16 protein-coding genes are annotated in these 15,829 nt (G+C 69.4%); 5 read left to right on the top strand and 11 right to left on the bottom strand.

The features are described 5' to 3' along the window. Window positions 1-4 precede the first annotated feature (4 nt). Window positions 5-784: a fructosamine kinase family protein gene (locus FWJ47_RS04775; protein WP_147104840.1), complete on the top strand. Its 780-nt coding sequence runs from the start codon at window positions 5-7 to the stop codon at window positions 782-784. A 96-nt stretch (window positions 785-880) separates the two neighbouring features. Continuing rightward, the gene (locus FWJ47_RS04770) at window positions 881-1,816 is read left to right on the top strand and encodes a sugar-binding transcriptional regulator (RefSeq protein ID WP_147104837.1); all 936 of its coding nucleotides are present in this window, start codon (window positions 881-883) and stop codon (window positions 1,814-1,816) included. Window positions 1,817-1,819: 3 nt separating this feature from the next. Here the strand turns inward: FWJ47_RS04770 and FWJ47_RS04765 are convergent, their stop codons facing one another. From FWJ47_RS04765 to FWJ47_RS04720, 10 genes are all read right to left on the bottom strand, one after another. Continuing rightward, window positions 1,820-2,296, bottom strand: a complete 477-nt coding sequence (locus FWJ47_RS04765) for a flavodoxin domain-containing protein (protein WP_147104834.1) — start codon at window positions 2,294-2,296, stop codon at window positions 1,820-1,822. A gap of 77 nt (window positions 2,297-2,373) precedes the next feature. Further along, the gene (locus FWJ47_RS04760; protein WP_147104831.1) at window positions 2,374-4,329 is read right to left on the bottom strand and encodes an NHL domain-containing thioredoxin family protein; all 1,956 of its coding nucleotides are present in this window, start codon (window positions 4,327-4,329) and stop codon (window positions 2,374-2,376) included. A gap of 36 nt (window positions 4,330-4,365) precedes the next feature. After that, entirely contained in the window at window positions 4,366-6,498 is a 2,133-nt protein-coding gene (locus FWJ47_RS04755) for a bifunctional copper resistance protein CopD/cytochrome c oxidase assembly protein (protein WP_147104828.1), read from the bottom strand. Further along, on the bottom strand, window positions 6,482-6,712 hold the full coding sequence (locus FWJ47_RS04750; RefSeq protein WP_147104825.1) for a hypothetical protein: 231 nt from the start codon (window positions 6,710-6,712) through the stop codon (window positions 6,482-6,484). Before FWJ47_RS04750 ends, FWJ47_RS04755 begins: the two co-directional genes overlap by 17 nt. Before the next feature lie 149 nt (window positions 6,713-6,861). Then, window positions 6,862-7,146, bottom strand: a complete 285-nt coding sequence (locus FWJ47_RS04745; protein WP_147104822.1) for an HU family DNA-binding protein — start codon at window positions 7,144-7,146, stop codon at window positions 6,862-6,864. A gap of 260 nt (window positions 7,147-7,406) precedes the next feature. After that, entirely contained in the window at window positions 7,407-7,712 is a 306-nt protein-coding gene (rpsN, locus tag FWJ47_RS04740) for a 30S ribosomal protein S14 (RefSeq protein ID WP_147104820.1), read from the bottom strand. A gap of 2 nt (window positions 7,713-7,714) precedes the next feature. Further along, the gene (gene rpmG / locus FWJ47_RS04735; RefSeq protein ID WP_147104815.1) at window positions 7,715-7,882 is read right to left on the bottom strand and encodes a 50S ribosomal protein L33; all 168 of its coding nucleotides are present in this window, start codon (window positions 7,880-7,882) and stop codon (window positions 7,715-7,717) included. Next, a complete protein-coding gene (gene rpmB, locus FWJ47_RS04730; RefSeq protein WP_147104812.1) occupies window positions 7,882-8,118 on the bottom strand; it encodes a 50S ribosomal protein L28 in 237 nt (78 codons plus the stop codon). Before rpmB ends, rpmG begins: the two co-directional genes overlap by 1 nt. A 266-nt stretch (window positions 8,119-8,384) precedes the next feature. Next, complete coding sequence (locus FWJ47_RS04725; RefSeq protein ID WP_147104809.1) at window positions 8,385-9,794, bottom strand: amidase; 1,410 nt, start codon at window positions 9,792-9,794, stop codon at window positions 8,385-8,387. 91 nt (window positions 9,795-9,885) lie between these two features. Next, window positions 9,886-10,875, bottom strand: coding sequence for a D-2-hydroxyacid dehydrogenase (locus tag FWJ47_RS04720; RefSeq protein WP_147104806.1), 990 nt, complete (start codon window positions 10,873-10,875; stop codon window positions 9,886-9,888). 43 nt (window positions 10,876-10,918) lie between these two features. On the opposite strand from FWJ47_RS04720, the gene FWJ47_RS04715 reads away from it, so the two are divergent. Both FWJ47_RS04715 and FWJ47_RS04710 read left to right on the top strand, forming a co-directional pair. Beyond that, window positions 10,919-11,920 (top strand): aldo/keto reductase family protein, encoded by a 1,002-nt coding sequence (locus tag FWJ47_RS04715; RefSeq protein ID WP_147104802.1) that lies wholly within the window; start codon window positions 10,919-10,921, stop codon window positions 11,918-11,920. Between the two features lie 33 nt (window positions 11,921-11,953). Next, window positions 11,954-13,054 (top strand): hypothetical protein, encoded by a 1,101-nt coding sequence (locus FWJ47_RS04710; RefSeq protein WP_147104800.1) that lies wholly within the window; start codon window positions 11,954-11,956, stop codon window positions 13,052-13,054. A 69-nt stretch (window positions 13,055-13,123) separates the two neighbouring features. Here the strand turns inward: FWJ47_RS04710 and FWJ47_RS12145 are convergent, their stop codons facing one another. After that, entirely contained in the window at window positions 13,124-13,852 is a 729-nt protein-coding gene (locus FWJ47_RS12145) for a winged helix-turn-helix transcriptional regulator (protein WP_211358968.1), read from the bottom strand. Between the two features lie 149 nt (window positions 13,853-14,001). Here FWJ47_RS12145 and FWJ47_RS04700 point away from each other — a divergent pair, with 149 nt between their 5' ends. Further along, the gene (locus tag FWJ47_RS04700) at window positions 14,002-15,789 is read left to right on the top strand and encodes an AMP-binding protein (protein WP_147104798.1); all 1,788 of its coding nucleotides are present in this window, start codon (window positions 14,002-14,004) and stop codon (window positions 15,787-15,789) included. Window positions 15,790-15,829: the final 40 nt, after the last annotated feature.

The raw sequence follows: 15,829 nt of genomic DNA, 5'->3' as shown, positions 1-15,829 counted from the left end.
GACCATGAGCTTCACCAAGAGCACGACCCCGCCGCAGGCCGCCCTCGTGGAGGCCGCAGGACTGCGGTGGCTGAAGAGGGCTGAGCACGACGGCGGCCCGCCGGTTGCCGGGGTCATCGCCGCCGAGCACGGCCGGCTCGAACTGGAGGAGGTCCCCTCCGGCACACCGTCGCCCGAGGCTGCGGAAGCTTTCGGGTCGGCGCTCGCCCGGATGCACCGCTCCCTGCCGGCGGGCACCGAGTTCGGCGAGCTTCCGGACGATCATCCTTCGGGCGTGCCGCCGCTGTTCGGCCCGGCCGACGCTCTGTTCGAGGTCGGCGCGGACACCTACGACTCCTGGGGCGTGTTCCACGCCCGGGAGCGGCTGGACCCGGTTCTGGAGCGGCTGAGCACCCACATCAGCATGGACGACGCCTCGGTGCTCGCCAAGGCGCGCAACCGGATCGCCTCCGGGGAGCTGGACCTCGACGAGCCGGCATCGCGGCTGCACGGGGACCTCTGGGCCGGCAACGTGCTGTGGAGCCCGAACGGGGCGGTGCTGATCGACCCCACCGCCCACGCAGGGCACCGGGAGTCGGATCTGGCGGTGCTGCAGATGTTCGGCCTGCCCCATCTGGACACAGTCCTGGAGGCCTACGACCAGACCTGGCCGCTGACTGACGGCTGGGAGGACCGGGTCCCGGTGCATCAGCTGTTCTATCTGGCCGCGCACTGGCTCCTGTTCGGCAGCAGCTACGCTCCCCGCACCCTGGAAGCCGCCCGTCGGGCAGTCCAGTACGAATAGATCGGCGAGCGCACCCCTCTACGACATACGTCGTGCACAGCTGTGCGGTCGCACAGACGTGCATGGCCAGGTGTGACGCGGGATACAGTGGACGGCATGACAACGACGTCTGATGAGCTGCACCGGGTCCACCGGGCAGCGCAGCTGTACTACGAGGAGGGGGCCACCCAGGCCGAGGTCGCCGCCGAGCTGGGGATCTCCCGGTCCTCCGTGAGCCGCATGCTCAGCGAGGCCCGGCGGCTCGGAATCGTGGAGATCCAGGTCCGCCGCCCGGCCGCCGGCGGGGTGGAGTCTCTGGGGCGGGAGCTCGCTGAGGCGCTCGGCATCCGGAGGGTCCGTCTAGCCCCCGGCGACCAGTCGAAGCATGTGGGGCCGGGCCTGGCTCCCCAGGCCAGAGAGTCTCTGCATGAGGCCGGCCTGCGGTCAGGGGACGCCCTGCTGGTCGCCTCCGGGGAGACCACCTACGCGTTGGCCCAGCAGCGGCTGGGCGACTTCTCCGGCGTCGTCGTCGCCCCCACGGTGGGCGGGCAGGCGGAGCCGGACCCGGAGCACCAGACCAACGAGGTGGTGCGGGCGTTCACCGCCTCCAACGGCGGGCGCCCGCATTACCTGTTCGCACCGTCCATGCCCTCCGAGGCGCTTGCGGAGGCGCTGCGTGACGACCCGGGCTATCAGCAGATCATCCGGGACTGGGAGTCGGCCTCAGCCCTGCTGATGGGCATCGGAGCGCCGACGATGACGCGCCGGGCGATCGCCCAGTCAGTGCCGCGCAGCCACCCGAGCCTGGCGCGGTCGGTGGGCGATGTGTGCCTGGCGTTCCTGGACCGGGAGGGAAAGGAGGTGGACTTCCCGGGGCGCGAACGGTTTGTGCGGATACCTCAGGAGACGCTGCGCCGCATCCCGGTGCGGATCGCCGCGGCGGTGGGCGGGCAGAAGGCCCCCAGCATCCGGGCGGCGGCCAAGGAGTGCTGGTTCACCACCCTTATCACCGATGAGGCGACGGCCCGGGCTGTGCTCGCGGCGAAGGACTGAGCCTCAGCTCACTCCGTAGGCGAGGAGGCCGTTGGCCCAGCTCTCGATGGCGGGCCAGTCGCGGAAGTCGACGTCAGTGGGCTGCTTGCCGACCTTCAGCTGCAGCTTCTCCCAGAAGGAGAGCTTCTCCTCGCTGATGGCGCCTCGGAAGTAGGCGACATCACGGGTGGGGAACCGGCGCAGATCGGCGGTGAGCTCAGGGCTGAGCTTGGGGCCTCCGCCGACCGCGTAGAGGAAGAGGGGCTTGCCCTGCAGCTCGGTGCGGTGAGCCTCCAGGAAGAGGGGGCCCTCACCGAGGAACTTCTGCCGGTAGACCGGGAAGCCGACGATGATGTTGTCGGACTCGTAGATCCACTGGCCGGCCTCGCCGGTGTCCTTCACGTGGGCGGAGACTCCCCGGGCTGAGAGAGTCGAGGCGATCCGCTCGCCGATCTCTGCAGTCGAGCCGTGCCTGCTCGCCACTACGACCATGGTCGTCATCGTCTTCTCAGCCTTTCGCCGGGTTCCGGGTGCTCACCCCAGCCTAATCGAAGCGCGCTGATCAGGAGGACAGGGAACTATCTGACCCCGCGGAGGTCCAGCTCGAGACCGGTGTCGCCGCCCTGGGCCAGGGTGACCGGGATGCCCCAGTCCTGCTGATAGAGGTGGCAGGCGGCGTGCATCGGGATCTCCTCGCCGGGGGCACCGTCGCAGGCGGCCGCACGGGCTGTGATGTGAAGGACGCCCTCAGGCACCTCGGGGCTGAGCCGCAGCGTCCGAGTGAGCCCCTCGGAGTTTCCGGCCCCCTCCACGATCAGCCCGGGCGGGGTGGACGAGACCTTCAGCTGGGTGGGGTCCCCCCACCGGTCGTCGAGCTTCTGGCCCGCGGGTGCGCTGAACCCGATCTGCAGGTCGAACTGCCCCGGGGCGACGGCGGTGGCGGGCCGCTGCGTCTGCGAGGCGCCCTCGTCCACTGTCAGATACTGCTCGGGGACAGCCACGCGCACCAGCTGGTGGGCGTTGGTCTCCACCACCAGCAGGCTGGTGCCGTCAGCGTCGACGAGGACGTCGCTGGGCTCCTTCAGCCCGCGTGCCACCGTGGACACCTCAGCGGGCAGGGACTGGCCGTCCGCCGCCGTCCGGGCGGGGGCGTAGCGGCGGACAGCGCCGTTGTAGGTGTCGGCGACCAGCACTGAGCCGTCAGGCAGCGCGGCGACCCCGAGGGGATGCTGCAGGCGAGCCTGGGCGGGGACGCCGTCGCGGAACCCGAAGTCGAAGAGCCCCTCCCCCACCAGGGTTTCGGTGTGCGGGGCGTCCGGGCTCTCCCCCACGCGCATCACCCGCAGGCTGGAGGTCTCCGAGTCGGCCAGCCAGATGTCCCCTGCGGCATCCTCAGCAAGCCCTGAGGTCTGGGCGAACCAGGCCTCCTCCGGGGCCCCGTCGGTGAGGCCCTCCAGCCCGGTGCCGGAGAAGAGGGCGAGCTCACGGCTCACCGGGTCATAGCTGAAGATCTGGTGCGTGCCGGCCATCGCAACGATGACCCGCTGTCCTGAGGCGGACCACACCACGTCCCACGGGGAGGACAGGGAGACGCTCAAGGGGTCGCCTCCGGCGAGCAGCCCCGGGGTCTCCGGACCCGTGTCCCTGGCCCGGTCGCCGTCGATGAGGCGCTGCACGCCGTTTCCCGCCAGGGTGATGACCCGGCCGGTGGTGGTGCTCAGCCCGCGGAGCCGGTGGTTGACGGTGTCGGCGACGACGACGTCGTACCCGGCCTGCTCCGCGGCGTCGGCGGGCAGCACGGCGAGGCCCTGGGGCTCATTGAGCTCGGCCGTCTCGGCGCTTCCGTCCCGGTGGCCGCGCTCACCGGAGCCCCAGGACCGCACCACCGTCTCGAGGTCGGCGTCGAGCTCCACGACCCGGTGGTGACCGGTGTCCGAGACCAGGAAGCGTCCCTCCCCCGCCGGGGACGGGACCGCCTTGCCGGGGAAACGGAGAGTGCGGGAGACCGGCTCGGGCGGCACATAGACGCCCTCGCCGCGGTGCAGGGTGCCCTTGGCCTCGTGCTCGGCGACGAGCTCCTCCACCAGGGAGGCCAGCCCGGCCACGTGGCCCTCGCCGGCGAGATTCGCGGCGATGTAGCCCTCCGGGTCGATCACCACCAGCGTGGGCCAGGCGCGGGCGGAGTAGGCCTGCCAGGTGGTGAGCTCCGGATCATCCAGCACCGGGTGCTCGATCTCGTAGCGCTCCACCGCGGCCGCCAGCGCGTCCGGGTCAGCCTCGTGCTCGAACTTCGGGGAGTGCACGCCGACGGTGACGAGCACGTCGTCGTACTTCTCCTCCAGAGGACGCAGCTCGTCCAGGACGTGGAGGCAGTTGATGCAGCAGAAGGTCCAGAAGTCCAGGATGATGATCTTGCCGCGCAGGTCCTCGAGGGTGACCTGCTTCCCGCCGGTGTTCAGCCAGCCGCGGCCGATCAGCTCCGAAGCACGGATCCGGGTGCGCGGCACCGCGCGCTCTGCTGCAGTCTCAGTCATAGTCCTTCCCAACTCCGCCGAAGCGGCCAGCATTCCTCAGCGCCGGAGGTCCCGCTCCGCCATCTGCTCGAACATCTGGTTGTAGGCCTCCAGGTCCGCGTCGCCCGTGCGTTCGGCCTCCCGGTCCACGCGTCTCATCTCGCGCTTGTCGTCCTTGGCCCACTGGATGCAGGCGATCACGCCCAGCACGACGGCGGGGATCTCGCCCAGGCCCCACATCAGTTCGGCGCCGCTGTGCTGGTCATCGATCGCGGGGAACCAGCCGTGGCCGATGCTGCCGAACCATTCGGCCTCGATGAGCTGCTCGGTCTGCATCAGAGCGATGGCGAAGAAGGCGTGGAACACCATGGTGGCCAGCAGGATGATCACCCGGATGAAGTGCGGGGGCCGCTGCGGCAGCGGGTCTCGGCCGATCAGCACCAGCGCGAAGATATATCCGGTCAGCAGGAAGTGGGCGATCATCAGCACGTGGCCCAGGTGGTAGTTCAGGGCGAGGCCGAACACCGGCGTGTAGTAGAAGACGATGATGGAGCCGGCGAAGTTCACGCAGGCGACGATCGGATGGGTGACGAACCGCGACCATCGTGAGTGCACCAGCCACAGGATCCATTCGCGGGCTCCCCGGGTGCCGTCGGTCCGGGAGGGCAGGGCCCGCATGGCCAAGGTCACCGGGGAGCCGAGCACGAGGAAGATCGGCGCGACCATCGTCAGCGTCATGTGCTGGATCATGTGCCCGGAGAACAGCACCATCCCGTAGACGGCCGGCCCGCCGGAGGTCACCCACAGCAGCACGGCCAGCCCGGTCAGCCAGGAGACCGTCCGCATGACCGGCCAGCTGATCCCGCGGCGCCGCACCTTCACGAACGCCAGCAGGTACCAGACGGCGAGGAAGACGACGAGGGCGGTCCACAGCCAGTCGAACCGCCACAGGGTGAAGTATTCGCCGAGCCCGGGCTCGGGGGGCAGGTCATATCCTGTCAGCGTCCGGGCAGGGGTGGCGTCCTCGGGCAGCTCCTCCGGCACGGGCGGAGAGGTGCGTCCCAGGACCGCGGAGATCGCGATGATGGCGGCCATGATCGCCACTTCGGCGATGATCAGCTGCCACAGCAGACGGGTGGTGCTGTATGACGTGGCCGGCTGGCTCGTCCGGTCCGCTCCGGCGCCGCGGACGTCCCCGGCCAGGCGCGGGATGATCCAGGCACGGTGTGCCCAGCCGATGCCGGCCAGCACCAGGGTGAGCATGGTCTTCGCCACCAGCATCAGTCCGTAGGAGGTGCTGAACAGGTCTGCGAGGCCGAAGACCCGCAGGTTCGCGTTGATCAGCCCGGAGACAGCCACCAGCACGACGGCGATCCCCGCCAGCGCGGAGTAGCGGCGGAGCAGAGTGCCGAGCAGCTCGGGGCCGCCCTGATCGCGCGCGGCGAGCTCCGCGGCGCTGCGTCGGATCTGGGGAGCCAGCAGGGCCAGCACGACCAGGCCGCCCACCCAGATCACGACCCCGAGCAGGTGGAGCAGCAGGGAGTTCACCGCCGCGATGTGATCATCCCCGGACGCGGAGTGTCCCACCATCGCCATGGGGATCAGGGCGCAGAGGCCCAGTGCCGCGGTGAACCCAAGCCCGGCGGGGTGCCGAACCGCGGTGACCAGGGTGGAGAACAGCCCGGCGAGGATGACGACTGCCAGCCACGCCTGCCCGGTGGGGATATTCGTGACGTAGTCGAAGAACCCGGCGGAGAACTCCTCGTCCACAGTGACGGCGATCCCCGCAAGCGAGGAGAAGGAGAGCACCAGCACCGCGATCGCAGTGACCGTCCAGACGACGGAGGCGATGGCGGCGATCTGCAGGGTGCGGGCGTAGAGCGGATGCTCCGGGGCGGCCTCCCCCTTGCGGGCTCTGCGCTGCTGACGGCTGCGCGGGCCCGTGCGGGCCGGAATCACGGCCGCGGCGAGAAGGGCGGCAGAGACGGCCGCGGCCATCGCGATGTGGTGGATGTAGCGGGCGACGGGCAGGCCCCAGTGGGTCGCCGTGCCCGGATCGGCGATCTGCCCGGCGTCCCCCACGCCGGTCAGCAGCCCGGTGACGAGCAGGACCAGCAGGCCCAGACAGAGTGCCGCGGCCGTGATGGGCAGCGGGGCCGCCCACAGCTTCGGCTCAGTCCTTGCTGTCATGCTCGCCGTGCTGCCCGGATTCGCCGCCGTCGACGTCCTCAGCGTCTTCTCTCGCCTTCTGCCACTGCTCGTTGGCGCGGATCTTCTGCCGCATGGTGAAGAGCACCACCACCATGAGCGCGAAGGCCCCCGCGGCGAAGAGGATGGGTGCCCAGGTGGGGCCGTCGACCTGCGCGTTCGCCGTCAGCAGTGCGTGGAAGGGTGCGAGATCCATGGCCGAAATTCTACCGGCCGCAGAAGCCGAAGGGCCCGTGACGAGGTTCACGTCACGGGCCCTTCGCGTGCTGGGGCTCATCTGCCCCTTGCCCTGCCTCAGGGCCGACGGCCTTCGCCGTCCCCACGAGGCTCAGGGCTGATGCCTGATCACTTGCCGGAGGCGGCAGCCTTCAGCTTGGAGCCGGCGGAGAGCTTCACGGAGTAGCCGGCGGGGATCTCGATGGTCTCGCCGGTCTGCGGGTTGCGGCCGGTGCGAGCGGCACGCTCGGTGCGCTCCACGGACAGCCAGCCGGGGACGGAGACCTTGGAGCCGCTGGAGACCTCCTCGGAGAAGACCTCGAAGACGGCGTCCAGCACGCCGTTGACGGCGGCCTGGGAGTTGCCGGACTTCTCGGCGACGGCGGCGACGAGCTCGCTGCGGTTCAGTGCCATAGTGATTGTCCTCCTGGACTTGTTCCTGTTAGGCCCCGCGGACCGGCAACTTCCGCGTCATTCCGCGGATCGCGGCCCGGCGGGCTGTCAGAACGGCAACTTACCACCACGGCCGGAGCCTGCAAGCCTGAAACGCCCCAGTGCGGCGATTTGCCGGGGTTTTCCGCTCCGAGCTGACTCCGGGAGGGGGCGCAGGCGCATAAAAAGGGGGACCGCCCCGAAGGACGATCCCCCTTTTTGAGGGCGCAGCGGCTACAGGATCACCAGGAAGACTTGGTGATGCCGGGCAGCTCGCCGTTGTGCGCCATGTTGCGGAAACGGATGCGGCTGATGCCGAACTTCCGGAAGGTGCCGCGGGGCCGGCCGTCGATGCTGTCGCGGTCACGGACACGGACGGGGCTGGCGTCGCGGGGCAGCTTCTGCAGGCCCACGCGTGCGGCCTCGCGCTCCTCATCGGAGGCGTTGGGGTCAACGAGGGTCTTCTTCAGCTGAGCGCGCTTCTCGGCGTAGCGCTCAACGATGACCTTGCGCTGCTCGTTCTTTGCGATCTTGGACTTCTTGGCCATGATCAGCGCTCCTCTCGGAAGTCGACGTGCTTGCGGACGACCGGGTCGTACTTCTTCAGCACGATGCGGTCAGGGTTGTTGCGGCGGTTCTTGCGGCTCACGTAGGTGAACCCGGTGCCGGCCGTCGACTTCAGCTTGATGATCGGACGTACGTCCTTGTCCTTTGCCATTAGAGCTTCTCACCCTTCGCAAGCAGATCGGCGACGACGGCGTCGATTCCGCGCACGTCGATGGTCTTGATGCCCTTGGTGGAGAGGTTGAGAGTCACCTTCCGGCCGAGGGAGGGAACCCAGTAGGTCTTCTTCTGGATGTTCGGGTCGAACCGGCGCTTAGTGCGGCGGTGCGAGTGGGAGATCTGGTTGCCGAACTGCGGCCCCACTCCCGTCACCTGGCAACGTGCTGCCATGATCACTCCTTATTGGATATCAGTACTTAGATGCTGTTTTTCGGTCCGCGGTGCGAACCGCTTCACTGGCACCGGTACGAGCGACCAGGCTGGGTGAGATCCAACCGAAGCTGCCTGCGGACACGCGGTAACCGCGCGGACGGTGCAAAAGTTTGGCGCTTGGACTGTTTTCCGGGCGCCGCATCCCTTTTACAGGGCACAGCACAGCCAAGCAGACAAAGATCTATAGTACGCGGCTGCCCCTTCGGCCGCAAAGCGGCGGAGCTTCAGCCAGACGTCGGACGGGCCGGCCGGGCGAACCGGCTGCCGGAGCTCTGCTCGTAGGCGGCCGCAGCACGCAGCACCAGGGCGTCCTGATTGCGGGCTGCGACGAACTGCAGCCCCACGGGCAGGCCGTCCTCGGCGACCCCGCAGGGCACCGAGACGGCGGGCTGCTGGGTCATGTTGAACGGGTAGGTGTAAGGGGTCCAGGAGGTCCAGAGATCGGACTTCCATCCCTCAGGCGCCTGGCGGGTGCAGTCGAAGGCGGTGATCGGCATGGTGGGTGTGACCAGCAGGTCGTACTTCTCATGGAAGGCGCCCATCTGCACGCCCATGTTCATGCGGACCTGCACCGCGTCGAGGTAGTCGAGCGCGGAGGCGTCCCGGTACTTCTCGATGCCTTCCCGCAGTCCCGGGTCAACCTGGCCGAGCGCCTCGGGGCCGTAGGCCTCCAAGACCTTCGCGGCGCCGGTGAACCAAAGCACGTGGAAGGGCTCCACCGGATCCTCGAGCCCGGGGGTGACCTCTTCGACGATGGCCCCGGCCTGCTCGAGCTCTGCGACGGCGGCGCGGACCAGCCGCTCCACCTCGGGGCCGTTCTCCCCGAAGCCGAGGTCCGGGCTGAACGCGATCCGCAGCCCCTTCAGGCCGCCGTCGAGCGCCTCCGCGAAGGAGGACCTCGGCGTCGGCAGCGAGGACCAGTCGCGGGAGTCGTACCCGGCGATGATGTCCAGCAGCAGGGCGGTGTCGGTGACGGTGCGGGTCATCGGTCCGGCGTGGGCGAGGGTGCCGAAGGGCGAAGCAGGGTACATCGGCACCAGGCCGTAGGTCGGCTTGATCGCTACGGTGCCGGTGAAGGAGGCGGGGATGCGGACTGAGCCGCCGCCGTCTGTGCCGACCGACCAGGGGCCCATGCCTGCCCCGACCGCGGCTGCGGAGCCGCCCGAGGAGCCGCCGGCGTGGGCGGAGGGGGCCCACGGGTTCGAGGTTCCCCCGGAGCGGAGACAGTCGGTGACGCCCTTCCACGCGAACTCGGGGGTGGAGGTCTTGCCGAGCAGGACGGCGCCGGCCTCCCGCAGCCGGGCGACGCAGGGGGCGTCCCACTCCCAGGGCCCGGCCTCGTCGATCAGCTTGGTGCCGCGCAGGGTGGGCCAGCCCTTGGTGCCGAAGATGTCCTTGATGCTGGCGGGCACGCCGTCGCCGGGACCGAGGGTCTCGCCGGACGCCCACCGGGCGGCGGACTCCTGAGCGGAGGCGAGCGCAGAGTCCCTGTCCACCAGCACGAAGGCATTGAGGTCGCCGTCGCGCTCTTCGATCCGGGCCAGGGCGGCCTCAGTCGCATCCACCGGGGTGAACTGCCCCGTCGCGTAGCCGTCGAGCAGCTCAGCTGCGGTCAGGTCTGCCAGCTCGGTCATGGGGGCCCTCCTAGATGTGGTGTCGACGACGACGGTCAGCGCTCAAGTGTGCCACCTGAAATGTTTCCGCCCGGTGACATGGGGGAACGGGTCATTGCGGGCGGGGAACGTACCCCTTCTCCTTGTCCACCACGTTGCTCAGCGGCTCCCCGGCGAGCCACTTCTCCGCGTTGGAGAGGAACTGCTCGGCGAGGGTGGGCTTCCATCCGACCACGTCGCCGGACATGTGGGGGCTGATGAGGATATTGTCCGTCTCCCACAGCGGCGAGTCCTGCGGCAGCGGCTCGACGTCGAACACGTCCAAGGATGCGAAGCCCAGCGGCCCCTCGCGCAGAGCATCGGCGAGGGCGGGCTCGTCCACGGACTGGCCGCGGCCGATGTTCACGAAGTGCGCGCCCGGCTTCATGGCGTTCAGCACTCTCCGGCTGATCAGCCCATGGGTCTGCGGGGTCAGCGGGGCGGCGTTGACGAGGATGTCGGCCTCGCCCACATGGTCGGCGAGCTCAGCGGAGGGAACGACGACGCCGAAGTCCGGGTCGTCCTCCCGTGCGGTGCGCCCTGCTCCGCGGACCTGGATGCCCACGGCGCGCAGCAGCCGGGCGGTCTCGCGGCCGATGGCGCCGGTGCCGACGACGATCGCCGTCGTTCCCTGGACTCGCCTGGTCTCCCGATGGTTCCAGGCCTTCTGGGCCTTGTACCGGAACCCGGCGGCGAAGTCTTTGGCCTCCGCCAGGACGGCGGCGAGCACCCATTCGGCGATGGGCCGGTCGAAGGTCCCCTGCGCGTTGGTGACGACGACCTCGGAGGCGGCGAGCTCGTCGAAGATCAGCTTGTCCACCCCGGCGGCTGCCACATGGATCCATGTCAGCCGGTCGGCATTCGGCCAGGCCTTCTGGACGGCTTCGGAGAAGAAGTCCCAGAGGAAGAGGGCATCGGCTCCGCGGACCGCTTCGGGGAGACCCTCAGCGTCGGTGAAGCGGATCTCTGCTCGTCCGTCGAGCCGCTCGAGCCCGGGCGGCACGGCCAGGGGCACAGAGTCGTCGGAGGGGCGCAGGACTGTGATCACCGGAAGGTCTGCCATGCAGGCAACCTACCAGCGAGGAGCGCCGGAGTAGGGTGGGCGCATGGAGTTCAGACACCTCGGCAATTCCGGCCTGAAGGTCTCGGAGATCACCTACGGCAACTGGCTGACGCACGGCTCCCAGGTGGAGAACGAGGTCGCCGTGCAGTGCGTGCACGCTGCGCTGGAGGCGGGGGTCACCACCTTCGACACCGCGGACGTCTACGCGAACACGGTCGCCGAAGAGGTTCTCGGCGATGCGCTGAAGGGCCAGCGGCGCGAGTCCCTGGAGATCCTCACCAAGGTGTACTTCCCCACCGGGCCGAAGGGCCACAACGACACCGGGCTGAGCCGCAAGCACATCATGGAGTCCATCAACGGCTCGCTGAGGCGGCTGGGCACCGACTATGTGGACCTGTACCAGGCGCACCGCTTCGACTTCGCGACGCCGCTGGAGGAGACCATGCAGGCGTTCGCCGACGTGGTGCGGCAGGGCAAGGCGCTCTACATCGGTGTCAGCGAGTGGAACGCCGAGCAGATCCGGGCCGGGCACGCGCTGGCGGAGGAGCTGGGCATCCAGCTGATCAGCAACCAGCCGCAGTACAACATGCTGTGGCGGGTGATCGAGCCGGAGGTGATCCCCGCCTCGGAGGAGCTGGGGGTCAGCCAGATCGTCTGGTCGCCGATCGCCCAGGGCGTGCTGACCGGCAAGTACCTGCCGGGCCAGCCGTACCCGGCGGGCTCGCGGGCTGCGCACGAGGAGTCGGCGCATTTCGTGGAGAAGTATCTCAACGAGGAGATCCTCACCGCGGTCCAGCGGCTGAGGCCCATTGCGGAGGAGCACGGGCTGACCCTGGCGCAGCTGGCGATCGCCTGGGTGCTCAGCCGCCCGAATGTGGCCTCTGCCCTGGTGGGCGCCTCCCGCCCGGAGCAGATCGCCTCGAACGTCGCGGCGGCGGGTGTGAAGCTCTCGGAGGAGACGATGGCCGCCGTCGACGCCGTCATCGGGGGCCTTGCGCAGACTGACCCCTCGCTGACCGCATCTCCGCCGGAGCGTCTGGCCTGAAAATGGGTGTTACCACACTGTAGACTTTCGGCCGTGCACGCACGATCAGCAGCAGCGGTCCCCCTCCTCGCCGCACTGTGCCTGTTTGCCGGTGCGGCCGCCGCACAGGCCACTGAGACCGGCGAGCCGCCTGCCGCGGAGAGCCCCCCAACCTACGAACCCGGGGAGGAGGACAACGCCGCTCAGAACGACACGGTCGCTCCCGTGCCCACGGAGGACGGGTCACCCACTGAGACTTCCCCTCCTGACCCGACGACGCCGGCCACGGATGAACCGTCACCTACCCCTACGGAGACCGAGACGCCGCCGGCCACGGATGAGCCGTCACCTACCCCTACGGAGACCGAGACGCCCACTGAGGCGCCGACTGAGTTCAGCATCACCTGCGGCGGGAACGCTTCCCTGTACCCCGGGGAAACCACGACCGTGACGGTCAGCGCCCCGAGCGGCACTCAGCTGTCCCCCGGGGCCCCCTCCTCCCTGGGAGGGAGCGTGTCCCTCTCCGGCAACCAGGTCACCTACACCGCGCCCGACTCGCTGAGCAGCACCGGACAGGATGTCTTCACCGTCAGCGGCACCTCCCCCGACGGAGAGACCGACGCCTGCTCGATCACCTTCACCGTGTACGGCCAGGACGCACCCACCTCGCCTCCTCCGGAGGAGCCCACCGGCTCGCCGACCGACCCGGGCACGGAATCGCCCGACCCCGAGTCGCCGGGCGCTGAGGACCCTGGCACTGAGGCTCCGAACGGCGGAGGCGCCCCCACCCCCACTGAGGACGGTCCTGGGAGCACGCCGGCCTCCAGCCCGGGGGACCTGTCTGTGCCGGGCGCCCCGGACACCTCGGCGAGCACCCCGACCCCCCAGGCGGGCGACGGCTACGGGCTGACCCTCCCGGGGATCTCCGGGCTGATGGACCCCTCCAGCGGCAACCCGCACGTCCCCGGCGGGGCTGAGGAGGACGAGGCGGCCGAGCCCTCGGACGAGGACCAGGACGAGTCCGAGACGCAGAACGAGAACGACGCAGCGCTCGCCCAGACCGGCGCGAGCCTGTGGGCTACGCTCCTGGCCCTGCTCGCCATCGTGCTGGGAGCCGCCGCAACCCTCACGGCTCGGCGGCCATCACGCACGTGACCCGGCTTCAGGCGTGAAGGCCGGCCGAAGCCTCTGCGGCCCGAGAGACGTGTGCGGCGCAGGCAGGAGCTAATCGCTGGCGGGACGCAGAACGTAGCCGGCGCCGCGGACGGTATGGATCATCCGCGGCATTCCGCTCTCGATCTTCTTCCGCACATAGGAGATATAGAGCTCCACGAGGTTCGCCTGCCCCGCGAACTCGTACTCCCAGACCTCCTGAAGGATCTGCGACTTGGGCAGGACTGTACGAGCGTGACGCATCAGCAGCCGCAGGAGCCGAAACTCGGTGTCGGAGAGGTCAATGTCCACCCCCGCCCGGGTGACGGTGCGGCTGTGGGTATCCAGCTCCAGGTCGCCGACCACCAGACGCTCGCCGTCGCGGCTCTCCGGAATCCGGCCGGTGAGCAGGTGCAGGCGCCGCAGCGACTCATCCACCCCGATGTGCGCGGCCATGTGGTCATCCGCTGAGGTGCAGAGCCCGAGGATCTCCTCGTCCGGCGCGTCGGAGTCGAACCACAGCAGCGCGGCCATCTCCGCGCGCCCTTCGCGGAGGCGGGCGACGGCATCGTCGAGCTCGGCGATGCGGCGCGAGGCGCGGGCGTCAGCGACCAGCAGATGGACCTCCTCCTCGTCGGCGAGCTGCACGGCTGCGTCCGCGGATGAGGCGGTGAGGACTTTGACGTCCAGGCTGCGCAGCCTGGCGGTGAGCTCGCTCGAGGCCGGCGAGGGCCCGGCGAGGATCAGCACCGGGGAGGAGATGCGCAGGGATACGCCGGAGCTCTCCTCAGTGCTCTGCATTCATCCTCCCGGCAATAGAAATATTGTCCCGATCATATAAGGATCACTATGCGGAATCATGGGCACCGCACCAGCAGGGCGCGGCTGATGAGGCTCTAAGCTGTGACGGACGCCGCGCTGCCAGCTGACTTCGAAGGACATATCCGACTGTGAAACAGACTCTCTCATCCCCCACCGAGGCCTTCCGCGCCGCCCGCGACCAGCTCGTGGCCTGCCAGAGCGACTATGAGCGGGCCCGGGCGGAGTTCGCCTGGCCGCGGCTGGAGCACTTCAACTTCGGACTGGACTGGTTCGACGCCGTCGCCTCCACCCCGGAGCGGGCCGGACAGGATGCGCTGATCATCGCCGAGGCGGACGGCTCGGTGCTGCGGCGCACCTTCGCTGAGCTGTCCGAGACCTCCAACCGTGCGGCCAACTGGCTGCGCGAGGCCGGGGTGAAGCGCGGCGACCGGATCATTCTGATGCTCGGTAACCAGGTGGAGCTTTGGGAGGCCATGCTCGCCGGCATCAAGCTCGGAGCCGTGCTGATCCCCACCACCACCCAGATGGGCCCGGCTGACCTGCAGGACCGGGTGACCCGCGGCGAGGCGACCTGGGCGGTGGCAGCCGGCCCGGACTGCGAGAAGTTCGCCGAGGTGGAGGGGGACATCACTCTCATCCACGTCCCTGGGCACTACACCCCCGACGCTGAGACGCCCGCCGTCTCCTCCCCCGCCGGCGCCCCACGGCGTGTGCTGCGCTTCCCGGAGGCCTACGCGTCGCCCTCAGCCTTCACCCCGGACGCGCCCTCCGCGGCTCACGAGACCCTGCTGCTGTACTTCACCTCCGGCACGACCAGCCTGCCGAAGCTGGTGGAGCACACCCACACCTCCTACCCGGTGGGGCACCTGACCACCATGTACTGGATCGGCATCCAGCCCGGGGACGTGCACCTGAACGTGGCTGGGCCGGGCTGGGGCAAGCACGCCTGGTCCAGCTTCTTCGCCCCGTGGATCGCCGAGGCGACGATCTTCGTGTACAACTACGGGCGCTTCGACCCCGCAGCGCTGATGGAGAACATGGACCGGCACGGGGTGACCAGCTTCTGCGCCCCGCCCACTGTTTGGCGGATGCTCATCCAGGCGGACCTGGCCCAGCTGGCACGCCCGCCGCGGGTCACCGTCTCCGCCGGGGAGCCGCTGAACGCCGAGGTCATCACTCAGGTGGAGAAGGCCTGGGGCACCACCATCCGTGACGGCTACGGGCAGACCGAGTCCACGCTGCAGGTCGCCAACACTCCCGGCCAGGAGGTGGTCTCCGGCTCCATGGGACGGCCGCTGCCCGGCTACGAGGTGGTGCTGATCGACCCGCAGACCGGCGCCGAGGCCGATGAGGGCGAGCTGTGCCTGCGCGCGACCCAGGAGCAGGGCCCGGACCGCCCCCTGGGGCTGTTCAAGTCCTACTACGGCGACGCCGGACGAACCTCCGAGGTCTTCCGCGGCGGCGTCTACCACACCGGTGATGTGGTCCGGCGGGAGGAGTCCGGGGTGCTCACCTATGTGGGCCGCTCCGACGACGTCTTCAAATCCTCCGACTACCGGATCTCCCCCTTCGAGCTGGAGTCGGTGCTGGTGGAGCACCCGGCCGTGGCCGAGGCCGCGGTAGTGCCCTCCCCTGATCACCTGCGGCTCTCGGTGCCCAAGGCATTCGTCACCCTGACCGGCGGCTACCAGTGGAATGAGGAGACCGCGACGTCGATCCTCCAGCACTGCCGGGACTCTGTGCCGCCGTTCAAACGGGTCCGCCGCATCGAGCTGACCGACCTGCCGAAGACGATCTCCGGGAAGATCCGTCGCGTGGAGCTTCGAGCGCTTGAGGAGCAGCGAGCAGCCGCCGCCGAGGCCGCACGGGCCGAGCAGGAGTTCCTCGATGCGGATCTCAAGCTCAGCAAGGGCTGAGCCTGCTCCCCGGCGGGGCCCTTCCGACCAGCCTGCGGGC

It is taken from the genome of Nesterenkonia populi (assembly GCF_007994735.1).
Taxonomy (GTDB): domain Bacteria; phylum Actinomycetota; class Actinomycetes; order Actinomycetales; family Micrococcaceae; genus Nesterenkonia; species Nesterenkonia populi.
Note: the sequence above shows the minus strand (reverse complement) of the source record. Positions and strands in the feature narration are given on the sequence as shown.

Excerpts from the sequence above, each read along its gene's own strand:
- FWJ47_RS04775 (WP_147104840.1), top strand. The coding sequence starts at position 5 with ATGAGCTTCACCAAGAGCACGACCCCGCCGCAGGCCGCCCTCGTGGAG.
- FWJ47_RS04770 (WP_147104837.1), top strand. The coding sequence starts at position 881 with ATGACAACGACGTCTGATGAGCTGCACCGGGTCCACCGGGCAGCGCAG.
- FWJ47_RS04765 (WP_147104834.1), bottom strand. The coding sequence starts at position 2,296 with ATGACGACCATGGTCGTAGTGGCGAGCAGGCACGGCTCGACTGCAGAG.
- FWJ47_RS04760 (WP_147104831.1), bottom strand. The coding sequence starts at position 4,329 with ATGACTGAGACTGCAGCAGAGCGCGCGGTGCCGCGCACCCGGATCCGT.
- FWJ47_RS04755 (WP_147104828.1), bottom strand. The coding sequence starts at position 6,498 with ATGACAGCAAGGACTGAGCCGAAGCTGTGGGCGGCCCCGCTGCCCATC.
- FWJ47_RS04750 (WP_147104825.1), bottom strand. The coding sequence starts at position 6,712 with ATGGATCTCGCACCCTTCCACGCACTGCTGACGGCGAACGCGCAGGTC.
- FWJ47_RS04745 (WP_147104822.1), bottom strand. The coding sequence starts at position 7,146 with ATGGCACTGAACCGCAGCGAGCTCGTCGCCGCCGTCGCCGAGAAGTCC.
- rpsN (WP_147104820.1), bottom strand. The coding sequence starts at position 7,712 with ATGGCCAAGAAGTCCAAGATCGCAAAGAACGAGCAGCGCAAGGTCATC.
- rpmG (WP_147104815.1), bottom strand. The coding sequence starts at position 7,882 with ATGGCAAAGGACAAGGACGTACGTCCGATCATCAAGCTGAAGTCGACG.
- rpmB (WP_147104812.1), bottom strand. The coding sequence starts at position 8,118 with ATGGCAGCACGTTGCCAGGTGACGGGAGTGGGGCCGCAGTTCGGCAAC.
- FWJ47_RS04725 (WP_147104809.1), bottom strand. The coding sequence starts at position 9,794 with ATGACCGAGCTGGCAGACCTGACCGCAGCTGAGCTGCTCGACGGCTAC.
- FWJ47_RS04720 (WP_147104806.1), bottom strand. The coding sequence starts at position 10,875 with ATGGCAGACCTTCCGGTGATCACAGTCCTGCGCCCCTCCGACGACTCT.
- FWJ47_RS04715 (WP_147104802.1), top strand. The coding sequence starts at position 10,919 with ATGGAGTTCAGACACCTCGGCAATTCCGGCCTGAAGGTCTCGGAGATC.
- FWJ47_RS12145 (WP_211358968.1), bottom strand. The coding sequence starts at position 13,852 with ATGCAGAGCACTGAGGAGAGCTCCGGCGTATCCCTGCGCATCTCCTCC.